Below are 17,179 nucleotides of genomic sequence, written 5' to 3'. Positions count from 1 at the left end.
TCCGAAAACCCCGCTCGACTTGCATGTGTTAGGCCTGCCGCCAGCGTTCAATCTGAGCCATGATCAAACTCTTCAATTAAGTTTAATTTGCCACCAAAGTGGCTACTCAGTATCACTGACTTAAAACATCCATCCTTTCGGACAGAGTATCTGTTAGTCACTTCACTGATATATATTCTTTGTGCGATTGCTCGCTGCAGAATCTAAACCGTGAGTGCCCACACAGATGATTGATTGCTTATTGTTAAAGAGCAGTGCTGATGCGTCAGGGACGTTCAGCGGGAGGCGTATCTTACACTTCCCAGAATTTGTGTCAAGCCAGCGATTTGAATTTATTTATCAAACTCACCACCGACTTACTGCCTTAGCAGCTTCGCTTCACTTTTGAGCCTTTCGACTCCACCGCGTTGCGAGGCGGCCATTTTAGTGATTTTCATCGTCGTGTCAAGCGATGTTTTGCATCATTTTTCACTTCATTTCAAAACCACCCCAGAGCTGCTTTCGCATTACCCCGTTGGCATGGCGCGCATTATAGGGAGTTTTAAATCCTGTACAACCCCTAAAATGACAATTTGATGATATTCGAGATCGTTCGCTCAGAAAAAAAGCAAAACGACCAAAAAAGAGACTTTTTTGGTCGTTTGACTAGTGAAATAGGGAACTTTAGAACAAAAACCTGCTATTGCACCTTAAATTGCTTCACCAGATCTTTTAAATCCTGGCTTAGTTGAGTTAAACGCTGAGTAGATTGATCGCTGCCTTTAATAGCTCCGGCGGTCTGATGCACCAACTGGCTAATGGTATGCACGTTCTGATCAACTTCGCCTGCCACTGCACTTTGTTGTTCGGCTGCGGTCGCTATATGCGCATTCATATCGGAAATCTGTGCTATAGAATTGGCAATGTCCGTCAGAGCTTGCTGAACCTGGGCTGCCAGATTGATATTCAGTTCTGCTGCAGTTTTACTTTCCAGCACAGCGGCAGTCATTTGCTGAGTGCCTTGTTGCAACTCTGCAATAATGCCGGTTATTTCCTGAGTCGATTTTTGCGTTTGGTGCGCCAGAGTCCGAACTTCATCTGCAACCACAGAAAAACCCCGGCCATGTTCACCAGCCCTTGCAGCTTCAATTGCCGCATTCAGAGCCAGAAGGTTTGTCTGATCAGCCAGCTTATTAATGATGTTCAGTACATGGCTGATGTTTTGTGAAGAGGTATATAAAGAAGAGGCAACTACCGAACTTTGTTCTATGGTTTGGCTTTGGGTATGAATACTCTCAACTGAGGCTTTCATCAACTTCATGCCCTGCTCTACCAGAGTTTCAACCTGAGCTGTTTCATGATTCGCTTGTTCGGCACTTTGAGCTACTTCAGCTATGGCTGAACTCATTTGTGTAATAGCTGTCGCCACCATATCGGTTTCTTGTTGCTGCTGTACACTCTCTTTAGAAATTTGCTGAGAAATGCGAGCTACATCCAATGCGCTTTCGCTGACATCAGCAGAAGTGATTCCTACTGAAGTAATCAACTGGCGGATTTTGCCAACAAAAAGATTAAAGGCTGTCGCCAGAGCTGCTAATTCATCTTTACCGTCATAACTGAGTTTTACTGTCAAATCGCCATCGCCTGACGCAATGTCTTGCATAGCAGCAACCACATCTGTCATAGGTTTCACTACAGAACGGGTAACATACCAACTCAATGCCAACATAAAGCCGACCACAAGAAAAACCAGAATAGTGAGTTGCAGTGCAACCTCATAAAAAGACGCGTCCACATCGTCAATGTAAATACCTGTCCCTACTATCCAACCCCAGGGTTTAAATAGTTCAACATGGGTAATTTTAGGCACTTCTGCAGTGGCGCCAGGTTTGGGCCAGTTGTAGAACACAGAATGTGAACCATCATCGGCCACACCGTCAGCCATGTTCTGAAACAACAGTTCGCCTTGCTTATCTTTGAAGTCTGCAACACTTTTACCATCCAGATCGGGTCTGAACGGATGCATCAGCATAGTGACCTGCTGATCGATCACGAAGTAATAGTCATTTTCTTTGTAACGAAGGGATTTCAGTTCGGCTAAGGCAAGTTGTTTAGCCTTGGCTTCGTCTAACTCTCCGCTGCCTACTTTGCTGTGATAGTTATTGACTAAAGCCACAGCAACCTGAGACAGATAAAGAGTGGAAAGGCGCTTTTCTTCCAGAATACTTTGCTTTAAACCGGACAGGACTAACCAGCACACCAGAAGTTGACCCAACACTGCTACGCCAACTATGGCAAAAAGGCGGGTTTTGATGCTCAGATTCTTTAACATGAGGCACCTATACGACAAGAGGTAAATGTTTGTTTTGTTGAGAGTAGGCTGAAGATAAGAAATAGCAAGCACAAAAAACTTAACAAGAACTGGTTCAAAAATGTCTTCAACAGCGAAACTGAATAAATGAGAAATTTATTGAAGGAAAAATAAGACTGTAAAGCTGGGGAAAATTCATTTAAAGAGAGTTGGTGCCGGGGGGGGGACTCGAACCCCCACGCCGTGAAGCGCTAACACCTGAAGCTAGTGTGTCTACCAATTCCACCACCGCGGCAACTCAATTTGTCTCTGTCAACGAAGTTTTGGTGCCGGGGGGGGGACTCGAACCCCCACGCCGTGAAGCGCTAACACCTGAAGCTAGTGTGTCTACCAATTCCACCACCGCGGCGCAAAGCGTCGTTGACGGCGTGCATGTTATGCGTCAAGTGGGCAATCGTCAACTGTCTGATGCAAATTTTCAGTTGTTTTCACCGTCACTGCTGAAATATTCAACAAAGTGTTGGCTTTTACATCAAAGACCAGACTTTAGCTCAGCGCAAAAATAAAAGGCGAACCAGAGTTCGCCTTTTATGATTAAGTAAGCTGAACGCTATCAGTACTTGGCTTTTTTAATTAAACCAATCTCTTCCAAACGCTGCATAAGATAGTCGTTTGAGTTAATAGGTTCAGGGTAACGGTTTGGCTGTTCTGCTGTGATGCAGCTATCCAGAGTTTCAATCACGTAATCCGGATTCGGGTGCATAAAAAACGGAATAGAGTAACGGGGCTGACCTGCAGCTGCTCCGGCCGGATTCACCACGCGGTGAGTGGTCGAAGGTAACAAATGGTTGGTCAGACGCTGCAACATATCGCCGATATTCACTACTATAGTGCCTTCAATAGTAGTGACTGGTAACCAGCTACCATCACGGCGCAGAATTTCCAGACCCGATTCGTGCGACCCCACCAATAAAGTGATCAGGTTGATATCTTCATGCTGACCAGCACGAATAGACTGAGTCGAGGTATCCTGAATAGGCGGATAATGAATTGGGCGTAAAATTGAATTGCCATAGTTCACTTTGTCTGCAAAATAAGTCTGATCCTGCTCTAAGAATAAAGCCAAAGCTTCCAGTACCGTATTGCCTAACTTCTCAAGCGCCGCGTACAAACCGTAAGTAGCCTCTTTGAACTCTTCAACCTCAGACGGCCAAAGGTTTGGGTACAAACTTGGATGCGGCGCCGGGCCTGATAACTCGCGACCAACGTGGAAGAATTCTTTTAAATCAGGATGATTACTGTCTTTGGCTTTTTCAACACCAAATCCCGTATAACCACGTGCTCCACCCTGTCCTGGCACATGGTACTTTTGTTTTACTTCAGTCGGTAAAGCAAAAAACTTCTTAATTGCTTTGTAGGTATTGTCCACAACTTCATCCGGGATCCCGTGACCACTAATGCCACAGAATCCAAACTCAGTGTAGGCCTTGCCAATCTCGGCGACAAAGGTGTCTTTGTCGGTGGCAAACCGTCTGATGTCCAACGTAGGGACTTGTTGTTGAGTCATAGTTGCAACCTATGTATCTATGTTTAACTTAACGAAAAGAAAAAGCCTGCTATTGCCGCACTCATCAGGTTAGCCAGAGTGGCAGCTAATAGAGCTTTCAAACCCAGCTCTGCAATATCTGACCGACGATTCGGAGCCATCACTCCTAAGCCACCTAACAAAATGGCAATCGATGAGAAGTTTGCAAAACCACATAACGCTATAGTGACGATAATTTGTGTATGTTCACTCAACTGTCCGGCTTTGACATACTGGATAAAATCCAGGTAAGCCACAAACTCGTTGATCACTAATTTCTGGCCGATAAAGCTACCTGCCAAACGGGCTTCTTCCCATGACACACCTAAAATGAATGCCAAAGGCTGAAAAATATAGCCGAAGATCAACTGCAGCGTTAAACCTTCAAATCCAACTAAAGTACCAACCCAGCCGATTAAACCGTTCACCAATGCGATCAAACCAACAAAAGCCAGCAACATAGCGCCGACATTTAATGCCAGTTGCAAACCACTGGCAGCACCTGAAGCAGCAGCGTCAATCACATTGGTATTTTGTTCCATCATACCAATGTCAGTTAAATCATTTTTTGGCGCTTCAGTTTCTGGTAACAACAGTTTTGCCATCAACAAACCACCAGGGGCGGCCATAAAACTGGCGGCGATCAGATACTTCAGTTCTATGCCCATACCGGCATAACCTGCCAAAACAGAACCTGCCACTGAAGATAAGCCGCCTACCATCACCGCAAATAATTCAGAGCGAGTCATGGTTGGAATAAAAGGACGAACAACCAGCGGAGCTTCTGTCTGCCCCACAAAGATATTGGCTGCGGCACTCATAGATTCAGGACGACTGGTACCTAATAGCTTTTGCAAACCTCCACCTAATACGGTGATGACGATACGCATCACCCCTATGTGATACAGCACTGCTATTAAAGAAGAAAAGAAGATAATGACCGTCAGCACATGAATGGCAAATACAAAACCATATTTCTGCGCGCCTGCATCACCAAACAAGAAGATGATACCGGACTGGGCATAAGAAATAATATTGCCAACAAAGGCTGAAATGCTTAACAGCACATCTTTACCAAAAGGCACATAAAGTACAAAAGCACCTATTGCCAGTTGGATCACAAAAGCACCAACTACGGTACGCCATTTGATGCGGTTTCTGTTGGCCGAAGCCAAATACGCAGTTACTAAGATGGCAAGAATGCCAACCAAACTCATCATAGTTATTCCTTGGATATAGGGTCCGGCCATGAAGGCGCAGATTTATTGTTCTTGTGATGCCAAATCCTAGAATAGCATCAAAAGATCAAGTAGTTACAGTTTCCGAGCGGGGGTGTTCGTAACCTGTACTGGTTTTAAACACCTGAAGTTGCTGTTCTGGGGTTGTCTAAACTTGACGTTTTGCCGGGCGATTATAACAGAATTGAAAAGCTTGCAAAGCAAATGTTGCAACACAAAAATGGATGAAGGCGACGGCCAGAACTGCGGCCTGGCTGTCGCTACTTGTTGTAAATCTTGTGGTTATTCCTGCAATAACTGGCGAATTTTGGTCTTGATGATATCAATCGCTATTTCGTTTTTGCCACCACGGGTTACAACTAAATCGGCGTATTGTTTGGATGGGTTAATAAATTCAAAAAATGCAGGGCGTACATAGTTTTCGTATTGTTCTGTAATAGAACTCAGACTGCGGCCTCTGTCTTCCATATCACGTTTAATACGACGCAACAGACAGACATCCAAAGGCGTATCCATAAAGACGGTAATATTAAACTGCTGGCGTAACTTATCGTCGGTCAGTAGTAAAATACCTTCCACCAGCACCACTTTCGCCGGATGCACAGTAATAGTTTCAGCTTTGCGGGTATGAGTTTTATAACAGTACTGTGGCATAGACACAGATTTGCCATCTTTTAACTGCTGTAGATGTGATGCCAGTAATTCATGCTCAAAAGCGGCAGGATGATCGTAGTTGGTCAAAGTGCGCTGATCAAAAGACAAATGCGCCTGGTCTCTATAATAGGCATCTTCAGCCAATACAGCGATACGCTCGCCCCCCAATTCAGCGACCAGTTCCTGATAAACAGTAGATGCAAACAAACTTTTACCAGAGGCCGAGGCGCCGGCAATAGCAATAATGGTACTTTTTGGCACAGTGTCACTTCTATTTCAAATCCAGACTTTGTGCATTATCGCGGATTTTAGCTTTTGATTAAATAAAAAATGCCGGTATTACACCGGCATTTTTAAGTTTAAGGTTTTAAACCTTTAGACTAGAAGCGGTAGTTGACACCCACTTTGATGCGATAAGCAGATTCCTGAGCAAAAAACTCATCATATGCTTTATCTGAATTACGCACGCCAGCGTAAACCGTCTGTTTAGTCGTTGGATCAATTGCAAAGTTAGCTAAGGTAATAGTACCAAAGCGAGTTGCATACACTTGACCCCAATCGTCGTTAAGTAAGTTCAACAGGTTGTTCACAGTTACGTAGAAAGTACCAGTATGGCCTTCGACAAAACCAGGAATAGACTGACGGATACTCAGATCCATTGAGCTAACCCAAGGCGAAGTTCCCGCACCTTTAGGCAGATATTGACCAGCGTATTTATCTAGACCCAGTTCCTTAATACGCGCAAAGAAATCAGCTTTTGTCGCGTCGTTTAAGAATGCAATGGCAGGATCTGATTCAGACAATGGGATATAAGGTAAAAATGCTGCGTTGGTTGTACGTGGACTTACAGAGGTATCCCGACCAGCATCAAATGGCGAACGCAATGGTCCTGAACCATCAATGTCAGAACCATTGATCACATAGCTTACAGGGCGCCCTGAGCGTCGTTCGAAAAACAAGTTCACATTGGTTGGATAACCAGAGAAAAACTCGTGTTCATAACCTAAGTTAAATACAAAGCGGTGCTCTGTCTCAAAGGTAGAACGACCTAACATTGCGTCGTTACGGTTGATCACAACGTTGTTGCCATAGTTACTTGAAGCTGTTGAGCTGGTACTTACATGCACATCTTCAATATCTTGATTGGTATAAGATATGTTGGTTGTCAGACCATTATTCCAGTCTTTATATAATGATGTGTTGAATATCCGTGACTTGCCTTCAAGATCCGTATTGGTCAACATCAAATCCCGACGTAAGTTAGACGGTACATTGTATAGCTGACGTTGGCCATCAGCAGTGGTACCTGCTTTGTGATCTTCTAAAGTTAAATCAACCCAATATGATTCATTCTGGCGCCTCATATACAATAATTCAGTGGTCCAGGAAAAATCATCACCTAAGCCAGGAATACTGAATACATAGTCAGCAGCTAACTGAGCACGCCAATCAGACGGTAATTTGTAGTTAGGATCAACAAAGTTGACATCACTTGCGACGCTGCCACTTGCAACCTGATCACGCAGAGACTGAGGTACTGATGCTAAATCCACATTTTCAAATATAGGTGAACTGCTTGAGTTAGGCGTAGTTTCGCCAACACCTACGCCTGGGTTGGAATAGCTATTAGACACCCAAACAGTTGGCTGGCCACCAGAAAAACGACCAACGCCACCACGCACAGTTAAATCAGTAGTCGCATCCCACTTGAAACCAACACGTGGAAGGAAGATATCTACACCATCAAGGTTTTCTGTATTGGCGAAACCGCGGCGAGTAACAAACTGCGAATTCAAGAGTGGAACATCACCTGAAGTTAAACGCTCATAGCGTAAACCATAGGTCAAAGTAACATCATCTGCGATTGCGTATTCATCCTGCGCATAAATTGCATGCTCAGAGCGAACAAAATTTGCAGCTGCATCATCTGGATTTAAGCTAAGTGCATTCTTATAAAACACATGTGCTTTGCGCGCTTCAAAGTCTGCAATGCTATCAAACAGATAGACACCCTTGGTACCTTGTAAAAACAGGTTAAAAATATCAGAACGCTTTAACTGATAACCGAAGCTAAAGTGGTGCTCATCCATCAGGTAATCACCATCCAAACCCAGGATAAAAACTTTTTTAGCTAAATCGTTAGAGTGACGAGAAGTATCAGAACCAATGGCTATATCAGCAAAAGCAGCACCTGGAGCGGCAGTGCGGATAGTGACATCACCAATACCTTTCTCAAAAGATTCCTGAGCAGTTGCAACATCCATATAAGTCGCACTGATCTGTGTGGAGAAATCCGAAGTCCAGTCTGAATAGAGCTTATAAGCATAGTTGTTCAGCGTTTCTTCTTTGTTATACCAGTTAGAAGACAAACGCAAACTTGTCGCACCAGTACTGGTATTTTCTGTTTTATTGCCTTTGTTGTATTGATAAGTAAAAGCTGAACGATGCTGATCGTTCATATTCCAATCCAGCTTAATCAGCAATTTCTCATCATCTTCAGCAGGTGAAAGATCCCAGCTACCTGGGTCTACACCATAAACCTCTTTGGCAATACGAGTAACTTCCGCCAGATTAGCTTGAGTTACGTTAGACACACCACCAGCGCCACTGCCTGCAGGGCCCCAAATTGGCTGACTTTCATTTTTGTATTTTTCAACTGCGGTGAAGAAAAACAGCTTGTCCTGAACTATGGCGCCGCCTAAAGTTGCACCAAAAGTTTTGGTATCATAATCAAGCTCGACTTCTTTACCTGTCAACTTGTTGGTAGGTGTACCGGCCATACCATCATTCATAAACTCATAGAAAACAGAACCTTTTGTTTCATTGGTCCCCGACTTTGTGACGGCATCAATCAGTGCCCCCTGAAAACCGCTGGCTTTGGCATTAAAAGGAGATGTTTCAATAGAAAGCTGCTCAATTGCATCCATAGAAATAGGAGGACGCTGTGTCGGGTAGCCATTTGAATTCAGACCAAAGTCGTCATTTTGTGCAATACCATCGACGTTGATACTGTTGAAACGCGGGTTTGTACCAGCCACAGACAATTCCGCGTTGGCGCCTGGAGAAACAACTACCAGAGGATTATTTCTGACTAAATCTTTAATATCGCGGTTTAAGCTTGGAGCATTTGCAATGTCATCAGCACCAAAATAACTGGCACTTCCTGACGAACTATAAGCGATAGCAGAACCAGTTACCGCAATACGTTCTATAGACTGAGATTGCAATGCTTGGTTAATTTGATAAGTATCACCTAACTGCAGAAAAATACCGTCTAAGGTTTCGTCAGAATAAGTATCTGAATCTACCACTACTTTGTAAGGGCCACCCACACGTAAGCCAGACGCAACAAAGCTACCAGAACTATTGGTGACAACTTCACGACTTGTGCCTGATGGTACGTGAGTAATGATAATTTTAGTGCCAGCAGCTGCGTTACCTTCTGGAGTGGTTATTTTTCCACGAATAGCAGAAGACGTATCAGCAAGTACAGCGCCTGACCCCATCGCTAATGCGACAGCTAGGGCAATATGTTTAATTTTCATATCGTTTTTCACCTGGTAGTTGTAAATTATTTTGTTTCAGCCAAGCTGAAAACTTCCTGCTTCCAATTTGGGCGACAACTATAACTAAGTTTTATTACGTTTTTCTTACATCGAACCAGATCACCGTTGAACTTATACCAACTTTGGCTGTCAGGTCCGATTTGTCACGCAAGTGTAACATATCAACTGTAAAAATCGTACATTTGCTGCGCTTAATCAAGCCCTTCTTCAACCCGGTGCAGAACAACTTGTCTTAGAGCAAAATCAACGCGGAAACTGGGTTTTAACACCGATTCAGGATATGCTTGCGAAACTGTTTAACGGGTCAGTCACTTATGAATTATATTTTTTCATCTATTTTAATTACATCTTTTTTATCTTTCAGCGGAATAGCTATGGCTAAAGAGCAAACACTGACTGTCGCCACTTTTAATGTCAGTATGGAATCAGAAAACTATCTGGCGAAAGGCGTTGCAGGAAGCCCTGAAGTACTAAGCAGCCTGTTGTCTGCCGGAACAAACCCACAGATCAAAAATGTGGCGGCCATAGTTCAGCAAATCCAGCCGGATATCCTGCTATTAAACGAGTTTGATTACATTGCAGACCCAGAAGCCGGGGTGCAGTTGTTTATCCGCAATTATTTAAATAAAGCACAAAGCGCGGATGGCAAAACCATTGATTATCCGTATTTCTATTACAGCACAGTCAATACAGGCCAACCCAGCGGTTTTGATTTGGACAATGACGGCCAACTGACCAATAAAGGCGCTGATGCCTGGGGTTTTGGTCAGTACCCGGGCCAATATGGCATGATGTTGTTGTCGAAGTTCCCTATAGACAGCAGTAAAGTACGAAGCTTCCAGTATTTTAAATGGAAAGATATGCCGGGTGCTTTGCAAACGACAAAAGCTGATGGCTCGCCCTGGTACAGTCCGGACGCCTGGCAATTAATGCCTCTTTCATCAAAGGCACACTGGGATGTGCCTGTACTGGTGAATAAAAAGCCTGTGCACTTGCTGATCAGCCACCCTACTCCACCTGTGTTTGACGGCGAAGAAAACAGAAATGGTAAACGCAACCATGACGAAGTACGGTTTTGGACTGACTACCTAAGCCCAACCAAAGCAGGTTATATCTATGATGACAGAGGGCAAAAAGGTGGTCTGGCGGAAGATAAGCGTTTTGTAGTGTTGGGGGATTTAAATTCATCCCCTGTAGAAGGCGGTGCCTATAAAGAGGGCATTGGTAATTTACTGATGCACCCGCGGGTCAACAGCAGTTTTACGCCTCAAAGTGAAGGCGGCAAACTACATAGCCCTGATAGTCCTTATGGCGCTACTCACACCGCAGGTTGGCGAATGAGAGCGGATTATGTATTGCCTTCCAAATCAGGCTTTAAAGTGTTGTCCAGCGGAGTATTTTGGCCAGCGACTGGTCAGCCATTTTATGAACTGGTGGCGGATCGTGCAGCAAGCTCTGATCATCGGTTGGTGTGGGTAAAACTTAAATTAACCAAGCCATAAACAGATAAAAAAACGGAGCTTCACGGCTCCGTTTTTTTGCTTAGTACATCACTTAAGATTTCTGCTCAGCCAGTGGTGCGCTGTAGGCCAGCTCCATATCCCATGGCAGCTGGATCCAGGTGTCCTGTTCAATGTCTGTCACATAGTGATCCACCAGCGGTTTGCCCTGAGGTTTAGCATAGACAGTGACAAAACAGGCGGTTGGGAAGTGCTCACGCAGCGCCTTTGCCGTTTCTCCGGTATCCACTAAATCGTCCACTATTAACAAACGTGGGCTGTCAGCCAATGATGCATCCTTCAGCACTTTTAACTCACGTTGTTGATCATGGTCGTAACTGGACACACAAATGCTGTCCACCACACGGATTTCCAGCTCACGCGCCAGAATAGCAGCAGGTACCAAACCACCACGGCTGACCGCAACTATGCTGTCAAAGTCACGATTTAGTAAACCCTTTGCCAGTTCTTTAGTTGCTCTGTGAAAGGCTTCCCATGACACATAAAACATTTTGTTAGTGGTCAGTGACATAACTCTTCCTTATTCCCTTGCCCTTAAACCAGAGCCAATGCGATTTCAACCATCTCATTAAAAGAGGTCTGACGCAGTTCAGCGCTTAAAGCTTCGCCAGTACGAATATGGTCACTGACAGTCATAATGGCCAATGCTTTAATACCAAACTCTGCGGCTACGCCATATAAACCAGCGGCTTCCATTTCAACGCCCAAAACACCGTACTTTTCCAGGCGATCAAACAAAGTTGGATCCGGGTTGTAGAATAAATCAGAGGTAAATAAGTTACCTACTTTGACATCAATGTTTTTAGCCCGGGCTGCCGCTACTGCACGCTCCAGCAAACCATAATCAGCTAAAGCAGCAAAATCCAGGCCGCCACCTAAACGGTTACGGTTAACATTGGAGTCTGTACTGGCGCCCATAGCTATCACTACATCACGTACCTTGACATCCAGTGGCAAGCCACCACAGGAACCAATACGGATAATGTTTTTTACACCATAAAACTTGACCAGTTCAGTGGCATAAATCGACATAGATGGAATGCCCATACCTGAGCCTAATACGCTGACTTTTTTGCCCTGATAAGTACCGGTATAGCCAAACATGTTACGTACTGTGTTCACACACTCAACATCCTGTAAAAAGGTGTCGGCAATATGTTTAGCGCGCAGCGGGTCGCCAGGCATTAATACGGTTTCTGCAAAAGCGCCTTCTGGCGCATTAATATGAGGAGTTGCCATGAGTTACTCTGAATTAAGAAGCTAAAAAGGATTGGCCATAAGGCATGGCCGCTAAATGAAAATAGTCGGCCATGGTTTGGCCCATATCAGCGAAACTTGCTCTTTCGCCTAAATCTTTGGCAGCGCGGTTTTTACCATAAAACAGCACTGGTACATATTCGCGGGTATGCTCTGTGCCTGGCCAGGTTGGGTCACAACCATGATCGGCAGTCAGCAACAACACTGCATCTTCGTCCAGTGCTGCCATAATTTCCGGTAAACGCTTATCGAAATACTCCAGTGCTTCACCATAGCCTATAGGGTCGCGGCGGTGACCATAGTTTTGATCAAAGTCGACCAGATTGGTAAAGACCAAACTACGCTCTGGCGCTATCGCCATTTCTGCCAGCGTTGTATCTACCAAAGCAGCCAGGCCATTGGCTTTCACTGCTTTGCTGATGCCCTGATGGGCGTAAATATCTGCAATTTTACCAATGCTGATGACAGTGCCACCAGACTGAGTCAATGTATCCAGTACAGTAGGAGCCGGAGGCAATACTGAATAATCTTTTCTGTTGCCTGTGCGGGCATAGTTAGTTGCATCAGTGCCAAGGAAAGGACGGGCAATCACCCGGCCAATATTGTAACTGTCTAAAAGCTCACGGGCGATGTCACAGAACTGCAAAAGCTTATCTAAACCAAAATGTTCTTCATGAGCAGCCACCTGAAATACACTGTCAGCCGAGGTATAACAAATAGGTTTACCGGTTTTAATATGCTCGTCGCCCAGCTTGACCAGAATGTCGGTACCTGAAGCATGACAATTACCCAATATGCCGGGCACACCAGTACGGCGCACTAATTCGTCAATCAGTTCAGCAGGAAAGCTGTTTTGTTTGTCGTGGAAATAGCCCCAGTCAAACAGCACAGGCACACCAGCAATTTCCCAGTGACCACTGGGTGTATCTTTACCGCTGGATAGTTCACGGGCGTAACCGTAGCTGCCAAGCAAAGTTGGGCTATCGTCTACCAATGCCATTTCACCACTGGCTGCAAAACCCGCTTTGACTAAACCTAAACTGGCCAGATTAGGTAATTGCAACTGACGGCCTTTGGCCTGAAAAAACGCTTTACTGATGCTGGCAAAAGTATTGGCACCGACGTCACCGAATTTATCAGCATCGGGCGCACTGCCTATTCCAAAGCTGTCCATTACTAAAATTACTGCCTTTGACATACTTACCTACCTATTACATCAAGCCTCACCATATAAAATGATCATGAGGTTCGGTACAGCCAGCCACAAGTGGCAAAAATTAAAAAGGGCACGCAGCTTATGCAAAAACGTGCCCTTTGGCAATCCCATATTTTTACATCCTGCTAACTGATTTTGAATTTACCTACTAAACCAAACAAGGTATCAGACAGCAGGCGGATTTCATTCGACAAACGATCATTATCTTTGGCAATGTCACCTGCTGCACTGGCCTGATCATGCAAAGCATAGAGGTTTTTAGTGATTTCCTCAGACACCAGCGCCTGCTCCTCAGTAGCCGATGCGGTTTGAGTAGCCATATCATTTACTTTAATGGACGATTGCTGTAACTGGCGGAACACCTGCTCGGCCTGAGAAAAACTGCTGACTGTTAAGTCGGCATTGGTTTTACCGCTGCTGATGGCCGTTGCAGCCTCATTCACGCGGCTTTGCAGGGCCTGGATCATTTCCTGAATATGATTGGTGCTTTGCTGAGTTCTAGAGGCTAAAGTACGAACTTCATCGGCCACCACTGCAAAACCACGGCCCTGTTCTCCAGCACGGGCAGCTTCAATGGCGGCGTTTAACGCAAGCAGGTTGGTCTGTTCGGCAATACCACGAATCACATCCAGCACTGAGGCAATATTTTCAGAGCTGTTTTCCAATTCACCTGAACAGGCCAAAGCCTTGTCTACGTCTTTGGTTAAACTCGCCATACTTTGAGTCACGCTGTTTACCACCACCAAACCACGCTCAGCATTACTTTTGGCTTCGTCCGCTTCATGAGCCGAATCAGTGGCAACTTGTGCCATTTCTTTATTCGCCAGTGTCATTTCATGCACGGCACTGACAATAGAATCGGACGCCACATTCAGTGAACGGGTAATATCATTGGTTTTAATGGCTGACTCAGACAAGACTTGTGTCAGTTTGCTTAGCTGTGCGGCCTGCTGCAGCACTGACGCTATCAACTGGCATAAATTGGCAACAAAGCCATTAAACTGCCCTGCTAAAGCGGCAAATTCATCCTGAGAATTAGTATCCAGCCGGGCTGTTAAATCGCCATCCCCTGAGGCAATTTCCGATAAACGAGCTGTCAGTGTATTAATTTGTGTGGTCAGCGACTTAGGTACGCTGTAACTAAACCAGCCAGCAATCAGCAGTATAATAAGGGTGACAAGGTAGGTCGTGTTCTGGAAAAAACTGATTTCAGCAGTTAAATCTTGTTGTTCGCTGACAGATTTAGCCAGCGCCGCCTCACCCGCTTTATCCAATACAGTACGTAAAGCGGTAAACTGTTGTTGTTCTTCAGCTATTAAATCAGCACCTGCGTTGCCGCTTTTACTGGCATTCACCAAAGCCACAGCACTTTGATACCACTTCTGATAGTCCTGCTCAAAACCGGAAAACTGTTGTTTGATATCCGGATACTCTTTTAATAATTGCAAATACTGGTTAAAGCGCTGTTTCACCTGTTGGGCATTTTCTTCCACTTCAGCTTCCAGTATAGTGCTGTCGCCTTGTTTAGTCAGGTGCATAGTAGAAGCCAGTTTGGCCTGATATAAATCACGATCCGCATTTAAAACCACAGAAATGGCTTGCAGAAAGTTGTCCGCCTGAACCGCCAAAGCGTTTTTCTGTAAACCGGATAAATAACTGAACATGGAAACCACAATCAACAAGGTCAAAGCCAGAATAAGCATAGGTAAAGTGCTTTTCACTCTGATACTGTGCAGGTTCATAAAAGGTCCTTATGACAGGTGGAGCATTTTACTCAGTATTGATAACAGAATGACTTTCCGCCAAATTTCTTAAAAAATAGTTTTAAGCTGCGTTACATCAGTATGCTGGCGGGTGACAATGAACTGAAACCAGATAACAGCGTATAAAGCAGCAGACAGATTGATGGAGTTGGGTCATGAAAACAGCAGTAATCACAGGAACAAGTCGCCGCCTTGGTGCTTATCTGGCAGAAAAGCTTAGTGCAGAAGGTTATCAGGTGTTTGGCCTCACCAGGCAATTAAACCCAGCTCAGCAGTATCTTACTCAAATAGTTGTAGATTATCAGTCGGCCGATTCAGTGATGTCCGCTATTCGTCAATTACAACAAAACGGCAGCATAGATCTGTTGATCCATAACGCCTCTTTGTTTGAAAAAGACGAGTTACATGCTCATGACAGCATAGATTTTTATCAGGCGTTATTTGCCGTACATATGCAACTGCCAGCACTGCTGAACCAACACTTAGCAGCACAAATCGCCACAACTCAGGGCAGTGGTTTGATTGTGCATATCACGGATATTTACAGCGAAAACCCTAATCCGGCTTTTTCATTGTATTGCAGCACCAAAGCCGGGCTGGAGAATTTAATGAAGTCGGCAGCCAAAGCCTATGCACCACAGATAAGGGTGAATAGCATTCAGCCTGGCCCTATCATGTTTTTGCCAGAGCACAGCAACAGCGAAAAACAGCAAGTGATGCAACAAACCTTAATTGCAGAAGAAGCCGGCTTCGAGCCAATTTATCAGGGCGTCCGGTTTTTGATCGATAATAAATTTGTCACCGGCCTCAGCCTGAAAATAGATGGCGGCAGGTCGCTCGGAAAATAACTGACAGCCCAACTGAATAGGCGCCTGTTTGCTGGCGGGATCAAATACCTGCTGAATATAGGATTCTGTCAGTTCAGTTTGCCATACTTCTGACCATACTTGTTGATGCCAGATAATATCCAGATCACAGCTGCGATCTTTGACACTACGTCGTGGATCGCTTCTGTCCCGTCCAAGCAATTCTTCAACACGGCAGAGCTCTGCTTTTAATTGGGCTGCTGGTAATACTGAGCGCAGCACCAGCACTGAATTGATAAAGACATGATTAGATTCCACCAGTTCAGCCTGGGTATAAACCCGCTGGTAAATGTAGATCGAACCAAAGATTTTGGTCAGAGCACTGACGGCTGCTGCAACATGCTGTTCAGGCTGAATATTTGAACCTATCGAAATCACATAATACATAAACTTCCTTGTTATTCAGCCTGGTGCTGTATCCGTTTGATATTCTCTGCTTAACACCACGCGCTGCCCCTGTTGAGCAAAACCGGCAAAGTGTTGTTCGACCATCTGCCGATACTCTGGCCAGTGATCTTCATAACTCATTAAATAGGTTTTTTTACAAAGCTCAGGCGGATACAAACTCAGCAGCGAATGCACCGAAGCATGCACAGGATTGTAGTCCGTTAAGGTCACATCATGAAAAATCAGATCCGGTTTTAACTGCAGCAGAAGTTGCGGAATAGCCGCAGTGTCGCCGGAATAAAAAACACTGTGGTTAATCATCACGCCAAAACACACTTTTCCCGGTGTATGAGACACTCTGTGCAGCTGATAAAGGTTACCAAAAAGCTCGAACTCTTCTTTGTATAACAGCACCAGCTCAAAATAGTCAGCAAGCTCATTTTCGCCTTCACCATTTTTTGCCAGCACACCTTTTAAACACTGATGCCATAACTCGTCATACAACTCATGATGCAAAATCAGCCGGGCTTTTTTATGGTATTTGTAGCGGCCTTCATTCGCCAGCCGCTCCAGGCCAAACACATGATCGGCATGCACATGAGTAATAAATACTGCATCAATATCCTGTAACTTTAAACCCTGAGCCAACAAAGCAGGTTTGATAGTGTAACCACAGTCAATCAGCAAATTTCCGTCAGAGTTGCTGACCAACGCATTGTTATTAAACAAAGTATCGGATCCTGAATGGCCACAGCCGAGAATTAACAGTTCATTGCAGTTGGACAACATCATTTATTTCTACCCAAAGCGAAGTGCTCTTATAGTACGGCTTTTGCC

General features: G+C 44.8%; 13 protein-coding genes, 2 tRNA genes and 1 rRNA gene. 2 read left to right on the top strand and 14 right to left on the bottom strand.

The features are described 5' to 3' along the window. The 8 genes from J2W69_RS16660 to J2W69_RS16625 all read right to left on the bottom strand — a co-directional run. Positions 1–79 (bottom strand): 16S ribosomal RNA (locus J2W69_RS16660); the annotation flags it as partial. Between the two features lie 600 nt (positions 80–679). Then, a complete protein-coding gene (locus J2W69_RS16655) occupies positions 680–2,311 on the bottom strand; it encodes a methyl-accepting chemotaxis protein (protein ID WP_310280631.1) in 1,632 nt (543 codons plus the stop codon). 189 nt (positions 2,312–2,500) lie between these two features. Then, positions 2,501–2,585: transfer RNA gene (locus J2W69_RS16650), tRNA-Leu, on the bottom strand. A 29-nt stretch (positions 2,586–2,614) separates the two neighbouring features. Next, positions 2,615–2,699, bottom strand: a tRNA-Leu gene (locus tag J2W69_RS16645). 204 nt (positions 2,700–2,903) lie between these two features. Continuing rightward, the gene (locus J2W69_RS16640) at positions 2,904–3,857 is read right to left on the bottom strand and encodes an isopenicillin N synthase family dioxygenase (RefSeq protein WP_310280629.1); all 954 of its coding nucleotides are present in this window, start codon (positions 3,855–3,857) and stop codon (positions 2,904–2,906) included. 23 nt (positions 3,858–3,880) lie between these two features. Continuing rightward, positions 3,881–5,095: a NupC/NupG family nucleoside CNT transporter gene (locus tag J2W69_RS16635; protein ID WP_310280627.1), complete on the bottom strand. Its 1,215-nt coding sequence runs from the start codon at positions 5,093–5,095 to the stop codon at positions 3,881–3,883. A gap of 300 nt (positions 5,096–5,395) precedes the next feature. After that, positions 5,396–6,028 carry a uridine kinase gene (gene udk / locus J2W69_RS16630; RefSeq protein ID WP_008899621.1) on the bottom strand — a complete coding sequence of 211 codons (633 nt, stop codon included), beginning with the start codon at positions 6,026–6,028 and terminating at the stop codon, positions 5,396–5,398. 119 nt (positions 6,029–6,147) lie between these two features. Further along, complete coding sequence (locus J2W69_RS16625; protein WP_310280625.1) at positions 6,148–9,312, bottom strand: TonB-dependent receptor; 3,165 nt, start codon at positions 9,310–9,312, stop codon at positions 6,148–6,150. Between the two features lie 395 nt (positions 9,313–9,707). Between J2W69_RS16625 and J2W69_RS16620 the strand changes: the two genes are divergently transcribed. Further along, a complete protein-coding gene (locus J2W69_RS16620) occupies positions 9,708–10,835 on the top strand; it encodes an endonuclease/exonuclease/phosphatase family protein (protein WP_310280623.1) in 1,128 nt (375 codons plus the stop codon). Positions 10,836–10,887: 52 nt separating this feature from the next. Here the strand turns inward: J2W69_RS16620 and gpt are convergent, their stop codons facing one another. From gpt to J2W69_RS16600, 4 genes are all read right to left on the bottom strand, one after another. After that, entirely contained in the window at positions 10,888–11,364 is a 477-nt protein-coding gene (gpt, locus tag J2W69_RS16615) for a xanthine phosphoribosyltransferase (RefSeq protein ID WP_405047897.1), read from the bottom strand. 23 nt (positions 11,365–11,387) lie between these two features. Then, positions 11,388–12,092, bottom strand: coding sequence for a purine-nucleoside phosphorylase (gene deoD / locus J2W69_RS16610; protein WP_008899616.1), 705 nt, complete (start codon positions 12,090–12,092; stop codon positions 11,388–11,390). Positions 12,093–12,105: 13 nt separating this feature from the next. Next, on the bottom strand, positions 12,106–13,308 hold the full coding sequence (locus tag J2W69_RS16605) for a phosphopentomutase (RefSeq protein ID WP_310280620.1): 1,203 nt from the start codon (positions 13,306–13,308) through the stop codon (positions 12,106–12,108). A 143-nt stretch (positions 13,309–13,451) separates the two neighbouring features. Continuing rightward, positions 13,452–15,068: a methyl-accepting chemotaxis protein gene (locus tag J2W69_RS16600; RefSeq protein ID WP_310280618.1), complete on the bottom strand. Its 1,617-nt coding sequence runs from the start codon at positions 15,066–15,068 to the stop codon at positions 13,452–13,454. Positions 15,069–15,244: 176 nt separating this feature from the next. Here J2W69_RS16600 and J2W69_RS16595 point away from each other — a divergent pair, with 176 nt between their 5' ends. After that, entirely contained in the window at positions 15,245–15,937 is a 693-nt protein-coding gene (locus J2W69_RS16595; protein ID WP_310280615.1) for an SDR family NAD(P)-dependent oxidoreductase, read from the top strand. On the opposite strand, the gene J2W69_RS16590 is transcribed toward J2W69_RS16595, so the two are convergent. Next, a complete protein-coding gene (locus tag J2W69_RS16590) occupies positions 15,818–16,342 on the bottom strand; it encodes a 2-amino-4-hydroxy-6-hydroxymethyldihydropteridine diphosphokinase (protein WP_310280613.1) in 525 nt (174 codons plus the stop codon). The two genes, J2W69_RS16595 and J2W69_RS16590, sit on opposite strands and share 120 nt — an antisense overlap. Before the next feature lie 15 nt (positions 16,343–16,357). Then, positions 16,358–17,131: an MBL fold metallo-hydrolase gene (locus tag J2W69_RS16585; protein ID WP_473091928.1), complete on the bottom strand. Its 774-nt coding sequence runs from the start codon at positions 17,129–17,131 to the stop codon at positions 16,358–16,360. Positions 17,132–17,179 lie beyond the last annotated feature (48 nt).

Origin of the sequence: Rheinheimera soli, from assembly GCF_031457405.1 — a bacterium.
GTDB lineage: Bacteria > Pseudomonadota > Gammaproteobacteria > Enterobacterales > Alteromonadaceae > Pararheinheimera > Pararheinheimera soli_A.
The sequence above is the reverse complement of the archived record's forward strand: the minus strand, read 5'-3'. Positions and strand labels throughout refer to the sequence as shown.

Excerpts from the sequence above, each read along its gene's own strand:
- J2W69_RS16605 (WP_310280620.1), bottom strand. The coding sequence starts at position 13,308 with ATGTCAAAGGCAGTAATTTTAGTAATGGACAGCTTTGGAATAGGCAGT.
- J2W69_RS16640 (WP_310280629.1), bottom strand. The coding sequence starts at position 3,857 with ATGACTCAACAACAAGTCCCTACGTTGGACATCAGACGGTTTGCCACC.
- J2W69_RS16590 (WP_310280613.1), bottom strand. The coding sequence starts at position 16,342 with ATGTATTATGTGATTTCGATAGGTTCAAATATTCAGCCTGAACAGCAT.
- J2W69_RS16655 (WP_310280631.1), bottom strand. The coding sequence starts at position 2,311 with ATGTTAAAGAATCTGAGCATCAAAACCCGCCTTTTTGCCATAGTTGGC.
- J2W69_RS16635 (WP_310280627.1), bottom strand. The coding sequence starts at position 5,095 with ATGATGAGTTTGGTTGGCATTCTTGCCATCTTAGTAACTGCGTATTTG.
- J2W69_RS16625 (WP_310280625.1), bottom strand. The coding sequence starts at position 9,312 with ATGAAAATTAAACATATTGCCCTAGCTGTCGCATTAGCGATGGGGTCA.
- J2W69_RS16600 (WP_310280618.1), bottom strand. The coding sequence starts at position 15,068 with ATGAACCTGCACAGTATCAGAGTGAAAAGCACTTTACCTATGCTTATT.
- deoD (WP_008899616.1), bottom strand. The coding sequence starts at position 12,092 with ATGGCAACTCCTCATATTAATGCGCCAGAAGGCGCTTTTGCAGAAACC.
- J2W69_RS16595 (WP_310280615.1), top strand. The coding sequence starts at position 15,245 with ATGAAAACAGCAGTAATCACAGGAACAAGTCGCCGCCTTGGTGCTTAT.
- gpt (WP_405047897.1), bottom strand. The coding sequence starts at position 11,364 with ATGTCACTGACCACTAACAAAATGTTTTATGTGTCATGGGAAGCCTTT.
- J2W69_RS16585 (WP_473091928.1), bottom strand. The coding sequence starts at position 17,131 with ATGTTGTCCAACTGCAATGAACTGTTAATTCTCGGCTGTGGCCATTCA.
- J2W69_RS16620 (WP_310280623.1), top strand. The coding sequence starts at position 9,708 with ATGGCTAAAGAGCAAACACTGACTGTCGCCACTTTTAATGTCAGTATG.